General features: G+C 65.2%; 19 protein-coding genes. 8 read left to right on the top strand and 11 right to left on the bottom strand.

Annotated features, from left to right (window positions below):
* Nucleotides 1-56: 56 nt before the first annotated feature.
* Nucleotides 57-554 (top strand): hypothetical protein, encoded by a 498-nt coding sequence (locus tag IEW15_RS10350; RefSeq protein ID WP_188577507.1) that lies wholly within the window; start codon nucleotides 57-59, stop codon nucleotides 552-554.
* 2 nt (nucleotides 555-556) lie between these two features.
* Here the strand turns inward: IEW15_RS10350 and IEW15_RS10355 are convergent, their stop codons facing one another.
* Both IEW15_RS10355 and fliI read right to left on the bottom strand, forming a co-directional pair.
* On the bottom strand, nucleotides 557-1,003 hold the full coding sequence (locus tag IEW15_RS10355; protein WP_188577509.1) for a flagellar FliJ family protein: 447 nt from the start codon (nucleotides 1,001-1,003) through the stop codon (nucleotides 557-559).
* Between the two features lie 19 nt (nucleotides 1,004-1,022).
* Nucleotides 1,023-2,354, bottom strand: coding sequence for a flagellar protein export ATPase FliI (gene fliI / locus IEW15_RS10360; RefSeq protein ID WP_188577511.1), 1,332 nt, complete (start codon nucleotides 2,352-2,354; stop codon nucleotides 1,023-1,025).
* Between the two features lie 278 nt (nucleotides 2,355-2,632).
* Here fliI and ctrA point away from each other — a divergent pair, with 278 nt between their 5' ends.
* Entirely contained in the window at nucleotides 2,633-3,367 is a 735-nt protein-coding gene (ctrA, locus tag IEW15_RS10365; protein WP_188577513.1) for a response regulator transcription factor CtrA, read from the top strand.
* Nucleotides 3,368-3,520: 153 nt separating this feature from the next.
* On the opposite strand, the gene IEW15_RS10370 is transcribed toward ctrA, so the two are convergent.
* The 6 genes from IEW15_RS10370 to IEW15_RS10395 form a co-directional block, all read right to left on the bottom strand.
* Nucleotides 3,521-4,330 (bottom strand): CheR family methyltransferase, encoded by an 810-nt coding sequence (locus IEW15_RS10370; RefSeq protein WP_188577515.1) that lies wholly within the window; start codon nucleotides 4,328-4,330, stop codon nucleotides 3,521-3,523.
* Nucleotides 4,330-5,517, bottom strand: a complete 1,188-nt coding sequence (locus IEW15_RS10375; protein ID WP_188577554.1) for a protein-glutamate methylesterase/protein-glutamine glutaminase — start codon at nucleotides 5,515-5,517, stop codon at nucleotides 4,330-4,332. Before IEW15_RS10375 ends, IEW15_RS10370 begins: the two co-directional genes overlap by 1 nt.
* 44 nt (nucleotides 5,518-5,561) lie before the next feature.
* A complete protein-coding gene (locus IEW15_RS10380) occupies nucleotides 5,562-5,930 on the bottom strand; it encodes a response regulator (protein WP_188577517.1) in 369 nt (122 codons plus the stop codon).
* 141 nt (nucleotides 5,931-6,071) lie between these two features.
* Complete coding sequence (locus IEW15_RS10385; protein ID WP_188577519.1) at nucleotides 6,072-6,569, bottom strand: chemotaxis protein CheW; 498 nt, start codon at nucleotides 6,567-6,569, stop codon at nucleotides 6,072-6,074.
* Nucleotides 6,566-9,301: a hybrid sensor histidine kinase/response regulator gene (locus IEW15_RS10390; protein ID WP_188577521.1), complete on the bottom strand. Its 2,736-nt coding sequence runs from the start codon at nucleotides 9,299-9,301 to the stop codon at nucleotides 6,566-6,568. The genes IEW15_RS10385 and IEW15_RS10390 overlap by 4 nt, the downstream gene beginning before the upstream one ends.
* A 115-nt stretch (nucleotides 9,302-9,416) precedes the next feature.
* On the bottom strand, nucleotides 9,417-10,046 hold the full coding sequence (locus IEW15_RS10395) for a histidine phosphotransferase family protein (RefSeq protein ID WP_188577524.1): 630 nt from the start codon (nucleotides 10,044-10,046) through the stop codon (nucleotides 9,417-9,419).
* Nucleotides 10,047-10,438: 392 nt separating this feature from the next.
* On the opposite strand from IEW15_RS10395, the gene IEW15_RS10400 reads away from it, so the two are divergent.
* From IEW15_RS10400 to IEW15_RS10420, 5 genes are all read left to right on the top strand, one after another.
* Nucleotides 10,439-10,651 carry a DUF3553 domain-containing protein gene (locus tag IEW15_RS10400; protein ID WP_229707990.1) on the top strand — a complete coding sequence of 71 codons (213 nt, stop codon included), beginning with the start codon at nucleotides 10,439-10,441 and terminating at the stop codon, nucleotides 10,649-10,651.
* 433 nt (nucleotides 10,652-11,084) lie between these two features.
* Nucleotides 11,085-12,176, top strand: a complete 1,092-nt coding sequence (locus IEW15_RS10405) for a DUF2336 domain-containing protein (RefSeq protein WP_188577526.1) — start codon at nucleotides 11,085-11,087, stop codon at nucleotides 12,174-12,176.
* A 273-nt stretch (nucleotides 12,177-12,449) separates the two neighbouring features.
* Nucleotides 12,450-13,409, top strand: a complete 960-nt coding sequence (gene moaA, locus IEW15_RS10410; protein ID WP_372402733.1) for a GTP 3',8-cyclase MoaA — start codon at nucleotides 12,450-12,452, stop codon at nucleotides 13,407-13,409.
* A gap of 22 nt (nucleotides 13,410-13,431) precedes the next feature.
* A complete protein-coding gene (locus IEW15_RS10415) occupies nucleotides 13,432-14,235 on the top strand; it encodes an NAD kinase (protein ID WP_229707991.1) in 804 nt (267 codons plus the stop codon).
* Between the two features lie 86 nt (nucleotides 14,236-14,321).
* Nucleotides 14,322-14,489 (top strand): DUF1289 domain-containing protein, encoded by a 168-nt coding sequence (locus tag IEW15_RS10420; protein ID WP_229707992.1) that lies wholly within the window; start codon nucleotides 14,322-14,324, stop codon nucleotides 14,487-14,489.
* A gap of 34 nt (nucleotides 14,490-14,523) precedes the next feature.
* Here the strand turns inward: IEW15_RS10420 and IEW15_RS10425 are convergent, their stop codons facing one another.
* The gene (locus IEW15_RS10425; RefSeq protein WP_188577532.1) at nucleotides 14,524-16,890 is read right to left on the bottom strand and encodes a sensor domain-containing diguanylate cyclase; all 2,367 of its coding nucleotides are present in this window, start codon (nucleotides 16,888-16,890) and stop codon (nucleotides 14,524-14,526) included.
* Nucleotides 16,891-17,065: 175 nt separating this feature from the next.
* Nucleotides 17,066-18,121, bottom strand: coding sequence for a YdcF family protein (locus tag IEW15_RS10430; RefSeq protein ID WP_188577534.1), 1,056 nt, complete (start codon nucleotides 18,119-18,121; stop codon nucleotides 17,066-17,068).
* A gap of 72 nt (nucleotides 18,122-18,193) precedes the next feature.
* Between IEW15_RS10430 and IEW15_RS10435 the strand changes: the two genes are divergently transcribed.
* Complete coding sequence (locus IEW15_RS10435) at nucleotides 18,194-19,546, top strand: globin-coupled sensor protein (RefSeq protein WP_188577536.1); 1,353 nt, start codon at nucleotides 18,194-18,196, stop codon at nucleotides 19,544-19,546.
* 103 nt (nucleotides 19,547-19,649) lie between these two features.
* Here the strand turns inward: IEW15_RS10435 and IEW15_RS10440 are convergent, their stop codons facing one another.
* Nucleotides 19,650-20,651 (bottom strand): AraC family transcriptional regulator, encoded by a 1,002-nt coding sequence (locus IEW15_RS10440; RefSeq protein ID WP_188577538.1) that lies wholly within the window; start codon nucleotides 20,649-20,651, stop codon nucleotides 19,650-19,652.
* Nucleotides 20,652-20,786 lie beyond the last annotated feature (135 nt).

Raw genomic sequence — 20,786 nt, forward strand, 5'->3', positions numbered from 1 at the left:
CGCCTGCTTCAACGACCAGCCCTGAACTGCCAGCCCGAATGAGCGACCCGCACCAGATGTCGATCGACGCCCCGGACCGCGATTCACCCGACAGCGATTCAAGGGACCGTTCCGCCCCGTCCACACCTCGTCACGGGCCGCTCGACCGCCGCTGGCAGGCGGTCGAGGAGCGGCGCGAGCACCTGCGGCCGGCGCCGAATCCGGCCTTCGGCCATGATTATCTGGTGGAACACAGCGGCCGCAGCGCGATCCGGCTGTCAGCGGATGGCACGCCGGTCGAGGTCATCTGGCGTCTGCGCTATGTGCCCGACCGCCACATCCTGCCGCGTGCGGCACTGGATGCCTATCTGGCCCGGCTGATCGCCCGCCCGTGGTCGGGGCCGGAAGAGGTGGCAGCGGCCATCGTCGCCGATATCGGCAGCGAGGTGATGCCGCGCTTCCAGCAGGTGGTGCTGGTTCTGGATGCCAGCGCCGGCGGTATCCGCGTCACCTTCGAAGAGAAACGGCCGACCTGGTCGAATGGCGCCCTGATGGCGCGGCTGGCCCTGCTTTAGCCTCAACCGCCCTCGCCATCCTCGATCCGGCGACGGCGGAAGCCGTTCATGCCGATTTCGTCCAACTGGTCGGTCTCGCGCACCGCCGCCTCATGTGCCTGACGGGCCAGTCGCGCCTCGCGCGCCAGTTCATAGCGTTTCACAGTTCGGAATGCTTCGGCCAGATCGTCCAGCGCCCGATCCCGCGCCCGGTGCAGGACCGACAGATGCTCGCCGATCTCGGCGCGGCGTTTCGCGACCCGCCCGGCATAGCCGACATAGCCACCGATCATCGCGGGGTCAGTGCCGGCGGCGGCCTTTTCGGCCGCCAGCTCACGCAGCAGCCGCGCATCGTCGGCCTCGATCGCCGTGATCTGCTCCTCGACCGCATTCAGATTGCGGCGGGCGGAATCGATGGCATTGCGGCTCAGCTTGATCAGACCGTCGAGGGCTTTGACAGGATCTGCCATGGGCGGATGTCATCCTGGATCAGGGTTGCGGCATGCCCAGCACCTGGGCCAGTTGCGCATAGCCTTCGGGCAGGGTCGATCGTTCGGTCTTGCCCTGCGACAGAAATGCCTCCAGAGCGGCATGATGACGGATGGCCTCGTCCACCGCCGGATCGGCGCCGGCGCGATAGGCGCCAAGCCGGATCATCTCGGCCATGTCCTCGTAAGTCGAGAGCAGGCGCCGGGCACGGGCGACCACGACATTCTCGGCCTGGGTGTTGCAGTCGGGCATGGTCCGCGACACGCTGCGCAGCACGTTCACCGCCGGATAGCGGCCGCGCTCGCCAATCGACCGCTCCAGCACGATATGGCCATCCAGAATACCACGGGTGGCATCGGCGACCGGTTCGTCGTGGTTGTCACCCTCCACCAGCACGGTGAACAGACCGGTGATCGAGCCGCGGCCCGTGCCCGGCCCCGCCCGCTCCAGCAGGCGCGGCAATTCGGCGAACACCGAGGGCGTGAACCCCTTGCTGGCCGGCGGTTCCCCTGCCGCCAGCCCGATCTCGCGCTGGGCCTGGGCGAAGCGGGTGATGCTGTCGATCATGCACAGGACGTCCGCGCCCCGGTCGCGGAAATGTTCAGCCACAGCCAGGGTGGTATAGGCCGCCTGTCGGCGCATCAGCGCCGGCTCGTCCGACGTTGCCACCACCACGACGCTGCGGGCGAGGCCATCGGGGCCAAGGGCGCCTTCGATAAACTCCTGAACCTCGCGCCCGCGTTCGCCGATCAACCCCACGACCGACACATCGGCAGCGGTATAGCGCGCGATCATGCCCATCAGCACCGATTTGCCGACCCCGGAGGCCGCGAAGATGCCAAGCCGCTGCCCGCGGCAGCAGGTCACGAAGGTGTTCAGCACCCGGATGCCCAGGTCGATCTTGCCACCGACGCGGGTCCGGGCATGGGCAGGCGGTGGCGGCGCGCGCATCGGCCGTGCCACCGGCCCGGGCACGATCGGTCCCTTGCCGTCGATCGGCCGGCCGAAGCCGTCGATCACCCGCCCCAGCCAGCCATCGGAGGGCCGGATCGTCGCCTCGCCGCCGCTCGCCTCGACCTCGGCGCCCAGGGCAACGCCATCGAGTGGACCGAACGGCATCAGCAAGGCGCGGCCATCGCGGAACCCCACGACTTCGGCCGCAAGGCGCGCGCCATCGCGCAGGCGGATGCGGACATGATCGCCCAGCGCCGTGCGCGCGGCCACGCCGCTGGCTTCAGCCATCAGGCCGCGCACGGCAACCACACGGCCACGCACGACATAGGCGTCCAGGGCCTGAATGCTGCCGGTCAGCGAGCGGATCACATCCTGCATCGTGGGCTCCGGTTGGTAATGGCGGTCTGGGCCGGAACAGCCGGCCGGGGCCGCGCCTCAGGGCTTAACTGTCGATATGGGGATCCGGATGCCGCAATCCGATGCGGTGCCGCATCCAGAACATGCATATCAGGTGTTGCTGATCGATTTTATTCGAAACTGCGACGTGATACCGTTGGCGGACAAAAGAATGGCCATTCCCGGAAACCGTATGACTGCCAAAAGGCACAGACGGCTGTCCAAGGGTTCGCCACCGATCGGAAAGAGGTTGCTGGCCCATGCGTATTCTGCTCGTCGAAGACGATCCATCGACTGCGCGTACCATTGAACTCGCTTTGAAGAAAGAGGGGTTCGTCTGCGACACCACCGATCTCGGCGAAGAGGGGCTTGAGATCGGGCGGCTGTATGATTACGACCTGATGATCCTGGATCTGATGCTGCCCGATATGGATGGCTACGAGGTCGTGCGCCGCCTGCGGGCGTCACGGGTCCAGACACCGGTGCTGATCCTGTCGGGGCTGACGGATACCGACAAGAAGATCAAGGGCTTGGGCGTCGGTGCCGATGACTACGTCACCAAGCCGTTCGACATGGCCGAACTGATCGCCCGCATCCAGGCGGTGGTGCGCCGGTCGCGCGGCCATGCCCAATCGGTGATCGGCACCGGCCGGCTGACAGTCGATCTGGACAAGCAGGCGGTCACGGTCGACGACCGACCGGTTCATCTGACCGCCAAGGAATACGCGATCCTTGAGCTGCTGTCGCTGCGCAAGGGCACGACACTGACCAAAGAGATGTTTCTGAACCATCTCTATGGCGGCATCGACGAGCCCGAATTGAAGATTATCGACGTCTTCGTGTGCAAGCTGCGCAAGAAGCTGACCACGGCCACCCATGGTGACAACTATATCCACACCGTCTGGGGCCGCGGCTATGTGCTGAAAGATCCTGAGGCATCGGCCGTCAGCGATGGTGGCGACCGCCCCGGCCGGCGCCGCACGGATGCCGCCTGACCTTGGGGCCCCCTGACCTTCGGCCCCCAGAGCTTTGGCCCCCAGAGCTTTGGCCCTCTGAACTTTGGGCCGGATGCCGGACCCGCTGCTGAAAAAGCCGCCCGCGGATGAACCGCCGGCGGCTTTTTCATTGAACAGCCCGACCCATGATCGTCAAGCCGGTGCGTAAACACCACGGTGATCGGGCAGCGGCCTGAACTTGTCGGTGATGCCAAGCACAGTTTCCGCACCACCGAGGAACAGATATCCATCCGGTGCCAGAACCTTGCGCAGGTCTTCAAGAACCTTGCGCTTGGTCTCCTGGTCGAAATAAATCAGCACGTTGCGGCAGAAGATCACGTCAAAGGTGCCTAGACTGGACGATCCGTTCAGCAGATTGTGCTGGCGGAAGTTCACCATCGAGCGGATCGGCTGCTTCAGCCGCCAATGCTCGCCATCCTGCTCGAAATACTTGACGAGCAGGGTGATCGGCAGGCCGCGCTGCACCTCGAACTGCGAATAGGTCGCGGCACGCGCCTTGTCCAGCACCTCATTCGACAGATCGGTGCCGATGATCTCCAGCCGCCAGCCATCCAGCCTGACGCCCATTTCCTTGAACAACATGGCCAAGGTATAGGCCTCCTGGCCGGTCGACGCCGCCGCCGACCAGATCCGCAACTGCCGGCGATCCGCCCGCTTGGCCAGCAGATCCGGCAACGCGAAGGTGCGCATCTCCTCGAACGGCTTGATATCGCGGAAGAACGACGTCTCGTTGGTCGTCATCGCATCGGTGACGTCCCGACGCAGCTCTTCCGCCGAGGGCTTGCGCATCTCGGCAATCAGTTCAGTCAGGCCGGGCAGGCCGCGCCGTCGCGCCAATGGCGACAGGCGACTTTCCAGCAGGTACAGCTTGTCGGGGCCGATAATCAGCCCGGACCGCTGCTTCAGCATGCCGCTGATGAAGGCGAAATCCTCCGGCGCCATCACGGACCTCCGTCGACCAGCCGGCGAACGTCGCCAGCGATACGCTCCAGCGGCAGCACCGCGCTGCACAGCCCGGCCTGCGCGGCAGCACCCGGCATGCCCCAGACGACGCTCGACGCCTCGTCCTGAGCCAGCATGACACCGCCCGCCTGCACCACATATTCGCCGCCCCGCTGCCCATCGGACCCCATGCCGGTGAGGATGACGGTCAACAGGTTCCGGCCATAGATCCGCGCCAGACCACGCAGCATCGGATCGACTGCCGGACGGCAGAAATTCTCGGGCGGATCCTGATTGATCCGGATAACCGCCCCGCCACCAGGCACTTCGGTCGGGACCATGTGCCAGTCGCCACGGGCCACGTGGATGCGCCCCGCCTGAACCGGCATGCCGTCCTCGGCTTCGACACAGGGTAGCCCGCTGGCCCGGCCCAGATGTTCGGCCAGAATGGTCGTGAACGTGGCCGGCATGTGCTGGGTGATGAACACCGGAATCCGCTGAAGCGATGGCCCAAGCGCGCCGAACAGCGTGAACAGCGCCTGCGGCCCGCCAGTGGAACTGCCCACCGCCAGCGCCCGTGCCCGGAATGCCGGTGGCATCGGGCGCAGGACCACGGGCTTGCGCTGCAGGCCCAGACGCTGCGGCAGATCGGTGGCCGGGCTTGCTGCCGCAGCCGCCGCCCGTGGGACCACGGCCGGATCGGCCGGCCGCGGCCGCGGCGTGTAAGCCGGCGCCGCGGGCGCCGCCGCCGCGGCACCATTGCCCGCGCCAAGATCGGGGCCCGTGCCGTCGCGGCGGCCGCGCTCGGCATGCGCCTTCACCTTAGCCAGCAATTCCCGCGAGAAGCCCTCGTTGGAATAGACCTCGCTGGTGGCGCTGGGCTTGGGGATGTAATCGACAGCGCCTTTGGCCAGGGCTTCCATGCTGACGGCCGCATTCTTGCGCGTCAGCGTCGATGCCATGATGACTTTCAACCCGGGCTGGGATTTCACCAGTTCCGGCAGCGCCGTCAGCCCGTCCATCTCGGGCATCTCGATATCGAGCACGACCACCTCGACCGGCTGACGCTTCAACTGGTTGAGAGCGATCCGGCCATTGGCCGCGGAGGCCACGACCCTGATCTCGGGATCCGCTTCGAGGACGCGGATGAACAGACCGCGAATGACCGCGCTGTCGTCGACCACCATCACACGATAGGGTTCGACGCTTCCGCCCCCTGCTATGTGTGATGTCACGACAGCAAACCCACCTGTGTAAACTTGGTTTCGATGATTTCGCTGTCGAACGGCTTCATGATGTATTCGTTCGCACCGGCCATGATCGCCTCCTGGATATGGGCAAGATCATTCTCGGTGGTGCAGAACACGACGATCGGCTGGTCGCCGCCGGGCATCCGGCGCAGCGCCTTGAGGAATTCGAGCCCGTTCATGACCGGCATATTCCAGTCGAGAAGCACGGCGTCGGGCATCTGCTCGCGGCAGCGCTCCACGGCTTCCTGACCGTCGGCGGCTTCCCTGGTGGCAAAGGACAGGCCTTCCAGGATGCGCCGCGCGACCATGCGGATGACCTTGGAGTCGTCAACGATCAGGCAGGTCTTCATATCAGATCGGATCCTTGAACGCGCCGCCCGGCATGTGGGCTCGGTGGGACGGGACGGCTTGGACGGACGCAGCCTGGCCGGAGCGGTTTCCCGCACAGCCCGCTTTCCGGCTTTGGATCGATGCCGGAGGCGGGCCGATGTTCAGCCGAAATCGAACAGACGCTCGACATCGAGCACCAGCAGCAGCTTGTCGTTCAGTCGGTATACCCCGAGAGAGACGTCACGCCAATGCTGAGCAAGGTTGGCGGGATTCCGTTCGAAGCGGGCATCATCGAGGCTGAGCACCTCGCCCACGCCATCGACCATCAGGCTGTACAGCTCGCCGTCATGCTCGACAACGACATTCATGCCCTTCAATTCGGCCGGACGCTGTGCCAGACCCAGTCTGCGGCGGACATTGATCGCGGTCACGATCCTGCCACGCAGGTTCAGCGCGCCCGCCACCTCGGCCGGCGCCAGCGGCACCCGGGTGATCTTCTGCGGCCCCAGGATATCCTGCACCACCAGCACCGGGATGCCGAAGGTCTGCCGGTCGATCACCACCGTCACGAACTGCCGCTGAGCACCGGCAAGTGCGTCGTCACCGGACCGGACCAGGGCGTTGCCGCCGCCGGCATAGCGGACGATATCCCCACTCATGCCACGCTCCCCTTCGCCATGTTCATCACCTGACCGATGGCCGCGATCAGGCCTTCCCGGTCGAATTTGGCCACATAATCGTCGTATCCGCTATCGCGGCCACGATCGAAATCTTCAGGCGCCGTATGCGAGGACAGCGCGATCATCGGAACCTGGGTCCAGGGACCGTCCTCGCGAATGGCCCGGGCGAAGGCGAAACCGTCCATGCCCGGCATTTCGATATCGCTGACGATGATATCGAACTCCACGCCCTGGTCGCGCAGTTTCATCGCGGCCTCGGCACTTTCCACGCCCGCGACCTCATAGCCCGACACCCTCAGAACAGGCGCGATCAGGCTGCGGAAGAAGGCGCTGTCGTCGACCAGCAGAACCCGGCGATGCGCGGCCTTGCCGAGCTTCGGCTTGTCGGCCTGGTACCAGTCGCCGGTCGCCTTCAGCAGATAATAGCCGACATCGATGATATCCGTGGTCCGCCCGGCGATCACCGCGGTGCCGATCAGGCCATCGCGGCGGCTGCGCAGTTCGACATTGAAGCTGTCTTCCACGATATCGACGATTTCGTCGACCACCAGGCCCATCGTGCGGTTGCGTTCGGTGAACACCACCACCGGCTGGCGGCCTTCGCGGGCCAGTTGCATGGTCTCGTTGACCAGCACCAGCGGCATGATCTGGCCGCGATACTGCACCACCGGCCGACCATCCGACCGCTCGATGGTCGCAAGATCGATCTCTTCCAGACGCGCCACCAGCGACAGCGGCACCGCTTTCGGATCCTCGCCGCCGGCACGGAACACCAGCAGGGACAGCTTGTCTTCCATGTTGGCCTCCGCGGCTTCGGCCGCGGCCTCGGCCCGGCGGTCACCGCCGGTCTGGATCTGGCCGACCGAGGTCGCGAGCCCGTTCGGGTCCAGAATCATGACCACGCTGCCATCGCCCAGGATGGTGTTGCCCGAGAACATGGTGATGTCGCGCAGGATCGGCGCCACCGGCTTGACCACGATTTCCTCGGTGTCGAAGACCTGGTCGACGATGATGCCGAACGAGAAAGTTCCGACCTTGCAGACGATCACGAACAGGCCGTCGTCATCGGTCTCGACGCCCGGTTCCTCGTCGTCGATCAGCGCCAGCGCATGGCCAAGGCTGACCAGCGGCAGAAGATGATCGCGCAGGCGCAGCACCGGCCGGCTGTTCAGCCGCTCGATCCGATGTTCCGAGGTGTTGGAGGCGCGGACCAGCTCGACCACGCTGATCTGGGGCAGCGCGAAGCGGTCGCCGGCGGCCTCGACGATCAGCGCCGCCACGATCGCCAGGGTCAGCGGGATCTTGATGACGAAGGTCGAGCCCTTGCCGCTGACCGTCCTGAGTTCGATCGTGCCGCCGATCTTCTCGATATTGGTGCGGACCACGTCCATGCCGACGCCCCGACCCGACACGCTGGTCACTTTCTCGGCGGTCGAGAAACCGGGCCGGAAAATGAACTGGGCGATCTGGGTCTCGGTCATGCCGTCGAGTTCGTTCTCGGTGGCGAGCCCCACCTTCACGATCTTCTGACGCACCTTCGACAGGTCGATACCGCGACCGTCATCGGCGATCTCAATGATGATATGACCGCCTTCATGATAGGCGTTCAGGGTGATGGTGCCGGTTTCGGGCTTGCCGGCGGCGCGACGCTCATCGGGCCGCTCCAGGCCGTGATCCGCCGAATTGCGGACCATATGGGTCAGCGGATCCTTGATCAGCTCCAGCACCTGACGGTCCAGCTCGGTTTCCGAGCCGTACATCTTCAGGTCCAGCTTCTTCGACAGTTCCTGCCCCAGGTCGCGAACGACCCGCGGCAGCTTCGCCCAGGCATTGCCGATCGGCTGCATGCGGGTCTTCATGACCCCTTCCTGCAGTTCCGACGTTACATGGCTGAGCCGCTGCAGGGGCACGGTGAATTCGCTGTCACCACGACCGCGCACCATCTGCAACAGCTGGTTACGGGTCAGCACCAATTCGCTGACCATGGTCATCAGATGTTCCAGCAGTTCGACGCTGACCCGGATGTTCTGGCCGGCCAGATGGCTTTCACGCGGCGCTGCGGCATCATGGTGATCGCCGCCATCGGCCTTCTGGCCGCTGGCGGACTGGTTTGCGGCCGACTGGGTGGCCACCGCACCGGCACCGGCGGCGACCAGCGCCTGCGGCTGTGCCGTGCCAACCGGCACGCCCGCGACGTCGTCGCCGTCGTCGGCATCGTCATCAGGCAGCGGGTCGCCCGCCATCTCGGCCGCCATCATCTGGCGCACGGCATCGAAATCGGGCGTACCATCGGCACCGACCGGAGCCGCGGCCCGCTTCGGCGGCTGAACGTCGCCACCATCGGCCGCAATGTTCAGCCGCTCGATCAGGCCGGCATCGTTACCCGCGGGCTCGGACTGGCTGCGCTCCAGCTCGGCCAGGATCTCCTTGATCCGGTCCAGGCTTTCGAGGATCAGGGTCACGATGGTCGGCGTGACCTCAAGCTCGCGATCGCGGACCCGGCCCAGCACGTTCTCGGCCGCATGGGCCACCTTCTCAAGGCGCGGCAGACCAAGGAAGCCGCAGGTTCCCTTGATCGTGTGCACCAGACGGAAGATGTTCTGCAGCAGTTCCGGATCGTCCGGATTGCGCTCCAGACGTACCAGTTCGACGTCGAGCGTCGACAGGCTCTCCATCGTCTCGGTCAGGAACTCGCTGAGCAGCTCGTCCATGGCGTTCTCATCCCTGCTGCCGTGATTGTGCGGTGCGCCTCCGCACCAAGTGCCGGTGCTTGTGCACCAAGTGAATAGTCGATGTCATCAGACCCGTGGAGCATCCGCTCCAGGCCTATCGTCCGGCATTGCCGGTCTGTTCGAAGGCTGCCATGGTGCCGTGCTGGCTGCCAAAGCCGATACCGGGAAGATCAGCCGTCACGGCGAACCGCTTCAGATCCGTGCCGGACCAGTCGCTGGCGATGCGCAACCGGCCACCGCAGGCCGCCGTCATCTCGGCGACCACGAACGGCAGCACCGTGCGCGCATCCAGCAGGTTCGGATCCATACGCCCTTCCACCGACTGAACCAGCGTCTCGGGCATCCGCACCGTGGCGCCGTCGGCCGATACCGTCAGGGTGCTGCCCGTCGGGCCGGTCTGCCAGTCCAGGCCAACCATACCGCCCCGCGGCATCGCCTGGCTCGCAACCGCGGCCAGGCAAAGGGCGATACCGCCATGGGCGCGGAGAACATTGCCGTCGGCCGGCCAGCCGTGCACATCCAGCCGGGCGCGTTCGTCGGCGAAGTAGCCGGTCAGCGCCGACCGCAGATCGCCTGCCGCCACCCGTTCGTCGATATTGCCGCTGGCACCCAGCGCCATCCTGAAAAAACTGAGCCGGCGGGCCGCACGCCCGGCGCTGTCGGCAATGAGTTGGAGCGCATCGTCACCCATACCGTCTTCCGACAGGAATTCGATACCGTTCACGACCCCGCCGATCGGCCCGACCAGGTCGTGGCAGATGCGCGCGCAAATCAGACCGGAGAGCCTTACCCAATCGCCCTGCGCCACGTCGCCTCGCTCCCCGTCTGCATGTCTGGCCAGATCTCCACCCGGCAGAGACCCTGTTCGGTCGCCCGCCGGGCGTCTGTCGCCACAAGCCGGACCTCACTGCTTCTTTGTAGACCGCAAGCGTTAAATTTGTCTTAGGCTGCGGACCATCCTGATCAACTTCGCAGTCTTCTGCACAATGGCCACGCGCCACGCTCTGGTGGCGGGCGTCCTGCGGCACCATCTCTTGTCGGGAAGATGGCGCCCCCTTCCCGCAACGGAGCCCACTCCCCGCAACGGAGCCCCCTCCCTGCAACGGAGACCGACCGATGACCGCGTCAGCACCTTACGGCATGCTGTACCCACCCGGAAGCCTTGTCCGCCTGCCCGGCCAGCCGGATTGGGGTACGGGTCAGGTCCAGAGTGTGGTCGCTCACCGTGTGACCGTGAATTTCGAACATGGCGGCAAGCGCATGGTCCATGCCGATGTGGTCGATCTTGAACTGATAGCACCCCCACAGAGCTTCGACGATGACGACTGATGTGCGAGGTTAAGGTGGTCAACCTTCTTGCAGCCTCCGACAATGCTCACGAGCTCGCATGCCGCGACGGATTGCGTCACCATTGTGTCGCAGATCCGCTGCATATTGCGACAAGGCCCTGTGGCCCTCCCGGATCTGCCTCTCGTCCTTCGCAACTTTTGCAGTTGCGGCGATCCCCGCGTCTCCGTAAATACAGGATGTGATCCGCTTCATGCCGCGGCGGATGCGTCAACCCGGGACAGGTCGGTCGGTGCAAGCCGTCCACCGGCACACACGCAACCGGCAGCCACGGACTCTGAATGATCATCGCCCCCGACGCATCACCGCCATCTCCGGCCGGGCCACCGCTCCACAACGTGGACCCCCCTGCCCGATGGCCCGCCGTGGGGCACGTTTTCGGAAAAGGCAGGTGCAGGTGGTGGGCGGAGGGATCGTGATCGAACGCGAGGTGGAAGCACTTGCGCGGGCGGCTCTCCAGAAGCCTCCGCAGCAACGGCAGGCCATTGCCGGCACCATTGCAACCATGCTGATCGACCGCGACCGCAAGTTGACGGATAAGGTCCGGGGCGTGGTCGCACATGTGATCCAGCCGCTGGTCGCCGATATCGAAAGCACGCTGCGCCGCGAACTTGCCGAGGAACTGGCCGGTCTGCCCGATGCCGGTACCCTGCCTGCCAGCCTGTTTGTGATGCTGGCGAACGATACGATCGAGGTTGCCCATCCCCTGCTGTCCCGGTCTCCGATCCTGAGGGATCCGGACCTGATCGCGGTCGTGCGGGAACGGTCGAGCGCCCATCGCGTTGCCATCGCGCAACGACCGGATCTGAGCGACGCGGTCACCGGTGCGCTGCTCGACGCGGCCGAGGCCGAGGTCGTATCGGCCCGGCTCGCCAACCGCAAGGCGGCCTTGTCGCCGACCATGATCGAGCGGATCGTGATGCTGTCACAGCGCATGGAGGTGATCCAGCCGCCGCTGCTTCAGCGCCGTGAACTGCCGGCCGGCCTGGCCTATCGGATGTTCTGGTGGGTGGGCGGCGCGCTGCGGCGTCATATCCTGCAGCGGTTCGACGTCTCGCCCGACATGATCGACCGGGCCGTCACCCGCGTGGTCGACCGCAGGCTTGCCGAAAATGGTCGCCTGGCTGAGGAACAGCGCCGCGCGGAACAGCGCATTGCACAGCTGTCGCGCAGTGGCGGGCTGACCGAGATGCTGCTGCTGCAGAGTTATCGCCAGGGCGAAATCGCGATGTTCGAAGCGGCCCTTGCACGCATGACCGAAATCCGGGCGATCACCGCCCGCCGGATCGCGTTCGAAACCACGGGTCAGGCCCTGGCCATCGCCTGCAAGGCGGCCGATGTCACACGGCCCGGTTTTTCGACCCTGTTCATGCTGACCCGCAAGATGAGCCGCGGCACCCGGGTGTCGGACCCCAAGGATCTTCTGGAGGCCGTGGCCTTCTTCGACATGGTCGACCGGCGGCGCGCGCTCGCCATCCTGGCACTCTGGGATGGCGACGCCATCTGATCCACGGCGCTCCCTGCGCGGCTCGGCACCGGCCTCGGAACCGCCGGCCCTCACCCGACTTGATCCACCGGCAGGACACCCCCACAATAACTGGCTAAGACATGCCCGACCAACGGGCCCTCCGGATGTGAGCGAGCAGCCCAGGTGACATCATTCCAGTCGACAAGCCAGGCGGCCACACCGCCGTCGTCCATACAGCCGTTATCGACGCCGGCTTCATCAGCGCCGGCATCGTCGTCGCTGGTCGACCCGTTCGGCCGCCATGTGCATTATATGCGCCTGTCGGTGACCGATCGTTGCGATCTGCGCTGTGTGTACTGCATGGCCGAGAGCATGACTTTTCTGCCCAAGGCCGACCTGCTGACGCTGGAGGAACTGGCGCGGCTGTCGCGGGCCTTCATGGGGCTGGGCGTGCGCAAGCTGCGGCTGACCGGCGGTGAACCGCTGGTGCGCCGCGGCATCATGGATCTGATCGCCGATCTGGGCCGGGACGTCGCGGCCGGCCGGCTGGAAGAACTGACCCTCACCACCAACGCCACCCTGCTCGACCGTCATGCCGAAGGGCTGGCACGCGCCGGCGTGCGGCGGGTGAATGTGTCGCTGGACAGTCGCGACCCGGCGCGCTTTCAGCGCATCACCCGCTGGGGCGCGATCGACCGGGTGATGGGCGGCATCGCTGCCGCCAAGGCCGCCGGCATTCAGGTCAAGATCAACATGGTGGCGCTGCGCGGCGAGAATGAACACGAAATCGAAGATATGATCCGGTGGTGTGGCGAGAACCGCTTCGACCTGACGCTGATCGAGACCATGCCGCTCGGCGACATCGACGAAGACCGGGTCGACCAGTATCTGTCGCTGACCACCCTGCGCCGGCACCTGGAGACGCGCTTCACCCTGACCGATCTTCCCGACCGGACCGGCGGCCCCGCGCGCTATGTCCGTATCGAGGAAACCGGCGCAAGGCTGGGCTTCATCACCCCACTCAGCCACAATTTCTGCGAAAGCTGCAACCGCGTGCGGGTGACCTGTACGGGCCAATTGTATATGTGCCTGGGTCAGGATGATCAGGTGGACCTGCGGGCACCCTTGCGTGCATCGCCCAAGGATGACGCACCGCTGATCGCCGCCATCCGCCGGGGCATCGACGCCAAACCCAAGGGGCATGATTTCGTCATCGAAAGACGGGGTGCTGCACCGGCCTTGACCCGTCACATGAGCATGACCGGCGGCTGAGCCCCCGATGACACAGCCAATCATGTCCGGGACGACGCCGATGACACAGGTGCGGACCGGTATCACGCCGCCCTTTGCGGTCGTCGCCGCCGACAGCGACGAGGCGATCGCCGCTCAGGCGCTGATCGAGGGCATGTACGAGACGGTCGAGCCCGACAAGGCGGCGATCGTCGTGGCACTGGGCGGCGACGGGCTGATGCTGGAGACGCTGCACCGCTTCATGGACCGCGGCATCCCGATCTATGGCATGAATTGCGGCACGGTCGGCTTCCTGATGAATGAGTTCCGGGTCGAGGAACTGGACATCCGGCTGACGGAAGCGGTGCCGGCGGTGATCTACCCGCTGCTGATGCGCGCCTACACCATGGACGGCACCCGGCACGAAGCGCTGGCGATCAACGAGGTGTCGCTGCTGCGCGAAACCCGTCAGGCCGCCAAGCTCAGAATTTCGGTGGACGGTATCGAGCGCCAATCGATGCTGATCTGCGATGGCGCGCTGGTCTCGACACCGGCGGGCAGCACGGCATACAATCTTTCCGCGCATGGCCCGATCCTGCCTCTCGGTGCCGGCGTGCTTGCCCTGACGCCGATCAGTGCCTTCCGGCCACGCCGCTGGCGCGGTGCCCTGCTGGCCGACACAGCGACCATCAGCTTCGACGTGCTGGAAGCGGTGAAGCGGCCGGTGAGTGCTGTTGCCGACTATACCGAAGTGCGCGACGTCCGGCGCGTGGATGTGGCACGCGATCCGACGCGGCAACTGACCTTGCTGTTCGACCGCGGGCACAGCCTTGAAGAGCGGATCCTGCGCGAACAGTTCGAGCCGTGATCACATCGCATTTTAGCCTTGCCCCCTGAAGCCGGAGCCAGACCCGCACCATGACCGTCGCATCCCCTTGCGTGAATGTCTGTCGCATGAGCACGATCACCGGCTGGTGTGAGGGCTGTTACCGCACCATCGATGAAATCCGCGCCTGGCGGCGGTTCGACGACGACGGCAAGCAAACCATCCTTGAGGTGATCGAGGACCGACGCCGCGAGATCGCGAGCGGTCGCCTCGCCCGGGCGGGCGGCACCGCCTGAGCAACCGGCACGGCCGCTCAGGCGCCAAGGCATCTCAGGCGGTGTTCTTCATGACGTCGGCGCCGGGACAGATATCGCCTCCGTCGATCATCACCCGATTGCGGCCGGTCTGCTTGGCCCGATAGAGCGCTGCATCGGCCGCGGCAACCAGGCGGCCTTCCTCGGCAACCGTTTCCGGAAAACAGGCGATCCCCATCGAGATGGTGACGGGTCCATATGGCTGGACCTCCTCGCCATGGGGAAGCCCCGCCAGCACCCGGCGCACGGCATCCGCGCGCCTGAAGGCGCCCATGGCATCGCAGCCGGGCAAAAGAATGAGAAATTCCTCGCCGCCATAACGGCACACGACGTCGCTTTCGCGGAACTGCTCCAGCATCGTGCGGGCAACCAGCCGGATCACCCGATCCCCGGCCTCATGTCCGAAGGTGTCGTTGAACCGCTTGAAGTGGTCGATATCGCCCATCACCACCGATATCGGCAAGGTCTCACGCCGCGACACCGCCAGCTCACGCGCCAGCATTTCATCGGCGAAGCGGCGATTGAACAATCCGGTCAAAGGGTCGCGGATCGACATGCCGCGCAGCGTTTCCCGCAGCTTCACATTGGCGATCGACAGCGCCAGACGATCCAGAGCGGCGAAATCGTCATCCGACCATGCCGGCATATCCGCGGCGGCCCCGCCGGCAGCGGTGCCCCCGGCTGCAACGGGCGCGCGCTCCAGCGTCACCATGCCCAGCATTTCGCCATGGGCGATCAGCGGCACACAGACATGCCGCCCCGGCACACCCGCCAGATGACCGCATACCGGTGCCTGCCCATCTCCCCGTCGGCCCTCACCCCGACGCCCCTCGCCACCTCGGCCGCCATATTCCGACCCCGCATCGTCGCCCGGGCCGTCGCCGTCACTGACATAGGGACGCCCCAGTCGCAATGACCAGCAATCATCCTGCACCATGCTTCTGGCGGGCAGCGCCGGCCGGCCCCAGGCTGCCGCCGCCTCCAGCAGATTGCGGCTGGCCTTGTGCAGAAACAGCCGGCCGCTATCCTCGGGCAGAAGCGCCGGCATCATCCGCTCCGTCACGCCCACCGCCTCGTCGACAGACGCACAGGACTGGATCAGATCGGTCATCCGCCCAGCGATCCGGTCCCGGTTGCGGGCCCGCTCAAGGTCCTGGGCGCGCTGACGAACCGCTTCATGGGCCTCGGCCAGCTCGCGCGTCCGGGTCGCGACGGTCTGCTCAAGGCCTGCCAGCGTTTCCTGAAGCGCCGCCTCCGCTGCCTTGCGCCGCGTCTCGCGGTCGTCCAGCGCCGACACCAGCAGGTTCAATGACGACGACAAATGGGTGATCTCACGCGCGCCCGATACCGGCGGGAACCGACGGTCGGCCCGACCATCAACCATGCCGCGGGCGAAACCCGACAAGCGCTGAAGCGGCCTGATCAACAACCGGTGCGACAGACCGACCGATAGCAGCCCCAGACCGACCGCAAGCACCACCGCGGCAATCATGTTGTTCAGTGTCAGCCGCTGTGACGGCCCGAACAGCCGCGCATCCGGCATGCTGACGCCGATCACCAGCCTGACCGGCTCCAGATCGACCGGTTCAACCGTCAGAACCCGGCGGACATTGTCCGACAACCCCGAGGTCTGCGCGATGGTGGCCGGATGGTCGCCGCCTCTGGCCATCGCATCGCCGCTCGCCAGATGGAAATGGGGCCGGCCCGCACGGCGCACGATGTCGACAACATCCGGCGACATCGCAGTCGCCGGTCCCTCATGCACCAGGCCCTCGCCCGATGGCAGCCAGACCGACAATGCCGTATCCTGCGGCAACAAGGCGCCCACGCCCTGCAGATAGATGCCCAGATCCAGCGCGACGCCCACGATGCCCACCGGCCGGCCGGCCTCGTCACGCACCGACATGACGACCGGCAGAATGGTGCGGCCGTTGCTCAAGGCATTGACCACATCGGCAACGACAGGCTCGGTGCTGTGCAGCGCCTGCTCGAAATAAGGGCGTTGTGCCAGACTGGCGACCGAGCCATCGGCGGGTTTCACCGGCATGGCCGCGCAGCGGATCAGACCATCGGCATCCGTGATGAACAGATTGTTGTAGATCGGCCGCAGGCGGGCCAGTTCGGCGAAGCGCTGGGCGCAGGCATCACCGGTGAACGGTACCGCCCCGTTGACCGCCAGTGCCGCGACCAACTGGCGCGCAGCGTCGACACGCTGGTGAAGATCGGTCGCAGCACCATGGGCCGCCAGTTGCAACTGCTCACCCGCGCGTTGCCGGTCGAGATCGCCGATGGTCAGCACGGTCCATGCCAGCACCGTCGCCAGTGGCAGAATGGTCAACGCGGTCAGGGCCAGCGCCAGCTGCTTGATGGTATAGCCACGCATGGCGAGAACACCTGAACCCATTATATGTCATGATGCACAGACAGGAAACAGGGTGAGTCACCGTCCCCGGTCACTCGTGCCGCATCGCGACCGCGCAACACCATCTGATGCGCGATATCATCATATTTTAGACAGTTTTACCATAAAAAGACATCCTTCAGACCCTGTATGGCAACTACATCTTCTGGCGTGGTGCAGGAAACCAATGCGTTATCCGTCCTGTCAACTTGTAGGCAACAAGACCAATCCATTCACGCGCAGCTATATTTATCAGAAGAAGCCGGTCGACGAATCTGTACTCATTCCAGCCCCACCGTGCTTCCATAAAATTATAGTCCACGGGATAGGCGGCGATATTCCAGCCCAGGCCGGTGAAGATCCCGTAGGAGCGCGGCATATGCGCGGCGCTCGTCACCAGGATCCAGGGCTTGTCGCTGACGGAATTGACCAGCGGCTTTGACAACAGGGCGTTCTGATAGGTGTTCCGGCTTTCGCTTTCGATGATCAGGCGATCTTCGGCGACCCCCAGATCAGTCAGGATCCGGTGCGCCACCGGCCCACCCCGCGCCTCCGGGCTGCCATAGAAGCCGCTGCCGCCGGTGAAGACGACCGGCAGGTCCGGCCGCAACCGGGCGAGCACGGCGGTTTCGGTGAAACGTTCACCGGCCATGCCGAACGATACCTGCCCATGCTTCTGGGTCAGCCTGCCATCCTCTGGTCCGCCCAGCACGATGATGCCCGCATAGTCACCCTGTGCGACCATCTGACGGTCCATCTGCGGAAACCGGCTCTCAAGTGGCCTGAGCAGCCAGGTGTCGAGCGGTGTGAACAGCATGACCGCCAGCAGCACGCCCGCGATGCAGAACAGAACGGTCGACAGCCGGTTCAGACCGAACAGCCGCAGCAGGGCCGCCAAGGGCACCAGCATCAGTGTCAGATTGACCGGCAGAATCAGATTGCCCACCAGTTTCGACAGCGCGAAGAACATAAGGCGATCCTGTGTCAGTGATGTCAAAATCGAGGATGGGTCGCCACGGCCTTCGGCGACGACCGGGTTCACATGCACAGCGAAGGCCAGTTCGTCATGCCATGGCCGCCGCCTGGATGCAAACGGCACCTGAGATCGGGGACGACCCGATCGGCTCTGTGCCGAGCGAAAATGCGTGATGATGGATTGCCCTGCGTAATCATTTATCAACGCTCTTCCGAATATGCTGCATATTTGGTGCATTCTGCAGTTCGGGTCGGGGCCCGGGCTAAAGGATGCTTTGTCATATAATCCGAATGGATGGTCCGCATTGCCATGACGTCGCCCGTAACCACCTCTGTGCTCGACACCGACCGTCTGCGTTTTCTGGGGCTCGACGCCCGGACCGTCGCCGACCTGGCTCTGGTCAGGCCAGTTCTGGAGGCCGAGATCGAGGGATTGCTGGATCTGTTCTACAAGACCCTGGCAACCTTCCCGCCGATGCGCGCCCTGATCGACAAGCCGGGCATGGTCGATCATCTAAAGCAGGCGCAGAAAATCCATTGGACGGCCCTGGTTTCCGGCCGGTTCGATGCCGATTATGCCGCCAGGGCGGCCCGGATCGGCAATGCCCATGTCCGCATCGGTCTTGAGCCCCGCTGGTATATCGGCGGCTATCAGCTTGTGCTGCAAAAGCTGCTTGCGGCACTGTCGCACAGCTATCGCTGGTCGCAGGACAAGCGCGACCGCGCCCAGGCTGCCATCACCCGGGTGGTGTTCCTGGACATGGATATGGCGATCGATCAGTACATCCACGGCATCATGGGTCAGGTTCATGACGCCCGCATCCAGGCGGCATCGGACCTGGACAGCTCGATCCGCTCGGTCGTTCATGACCTGACCGAGACGGTCGGCCGGCTGAGTGGCGCGTCGCACGGGCTGACCAGCGCCGCCGACATGGCGCGCAACGAAGCCGGCAGCGTCGCGGGCGCGGCCGAACAGGCCGCCGTCAATGTCGATGCCGTCGCCGCCGCCTCCGAAGAGCTGTCACGGTCGATCAGCGGTATCGCCGATCAGGTTTCTCGGTCGTCCGGTATCGCCAGACAGGCCGTCACCGACGCCGAACAGACCACCAGCACCGTATCGGGCATGCTGGGGGCGGCCGAGAAGGTCGGCGAAATCGTTCAGCTGATCAGCGACATCGCCGAACAGACCAATCTTCTGGCGCTGAACGCCACCATCGAGGCAGCCCGTGCCGGATCGGCCGGCAAGGGCTTTGCCGTGGTCGCGGGGGAAGTGAAGAACCTCGCGGCTCAGACCGCGCGCGCAACCGAGGATATCGGCTCGCAGGTCGGCAATATGCGCGAGGTCGCCGCCGCCACCGCGCAGTCGATCGGCAAGATTGCCGAAACGATCCGCCAGATGAACGAGATCGCGACCGGCATTGCCGAAGCGGTGGAACAACAGAGTGCCGCCACCCGCGATATCGCGCTGAACATACAGCAGGTCTCGTCGGGCACCCGCGAGGTCACCCGCGGCGTTGCCGGCATCGAACGGGTCAACAGTGAAACCAAGACCGCGGCCGACGATGTCGCCGAAACCGCAACGGCGCTGAACCAGCGCGCGAAACATCTGGCCGCCGAGATGGACGGCTTCATGCAGCGCCTGCGCAAAGGCACGGGTGCCTGATCACCTGGCAGCCGGCCAATGGTCGCGCCCCCCCCCCGCATGGCATCGGCCAGACAGAGGCCTGTGCCGTGCGGCGCCGGGGCCTGTGCCGTGCGGCGCGGGGCTATCGCGCCAGTGTCTCTGACGGCAACTCGCCGAACCGGCCCCGATAACTGCGCGCGAACTCACCCAGATTGATATAGCCCCAGGCATTGGCGATCGCTGATACCGTGGTGCCGGGCGCTGCCGCCCGCAGCGCCGCGCGCACGCCCTGCAGGCGCTGTTCGCGCAGAAAGGCGCTGGGGGTATAACCGCGAAAGCGCCGGAACGCGCCGGTCAGGCTGCGCAGGCTGGTGCCGGCGGCACGGGCCACCTCGGTCATGGCCGGCAGGCTCGCCGCATGTGCGGCCATATAGCGTTCTGCGGCCCGCACGTGACGGGGCGCCACATCGCTGCGGGGCTGATCGAGATCGATCCCCGCCCGCGCCGACCATTCATTCAGCAGATGAATACAGATGCTCTGTTCAAGGTGCCGCCCGACGCGATCGCGGGCAAGCCGGTCCGGCGCCTCGGCAATGCTGCGCACCAGATAGGTCATCAGCGCCAGCCAACTGGAATTGCGCCCGCCGATACGACATTTATACTGCCACAAGGCATTATCGGGCACGAAGCCGAACCAGTCCTGGCAGACCTGTTCCAGCACCGCGTGGGGAATGGTCAGGTTCAGTTGCAGATGATCGGGGTCGAAATCGACCAGATAATCCGTGCGGCTGCAATCGGCCACGAAACTTTCATCGATCCCGGTATCCTCGTGATGCCGCGCGGTCACCGCATGACGCGCCGCGCCGCCGATGGTGGTCAGCACCACCGCATTGCCGGCATCCTGCGCCCAGTCGGTGACGTTGACCGGAATGCCATAGGCGAAACGGGTAACGGTGATCCGCCCGACCATCGCCGAATGCATGGTCGATCGCGGACGGATGACGCTGCCGGTCGGCGATACCCGATAGGGCATATAGACCCTGCTCGACCAGTCGCGGATCTCGTCCCAGTCAGTCGACAGCACCTTGTGGCGCTGCGGGATCGGCTTGCCCAGGGCGTCGTAGAGAAGTGCGTCCCTCAACATCGGCCATCCCCCCTTATGGTCTTTTGCCGACCATTGCAACCAGGATACCGCCAACCCAGGGCAACGAGTTCAGGTTAACGCGGTGATCGGAATCTGTGGCGCTCGGTAGTTTGTCGTGATTCAACAGGCTTCCAC

The organism is Tistrella bauzanensis, from assembly GCF_014636235.1.
Classification (GTDB): domain Bacteria; phylum Pseudomonadota; class Alphaproteobacteria; order Tistrellales; family Tistrellaceae; genus Tistrella; species Tistrella bauzanensis.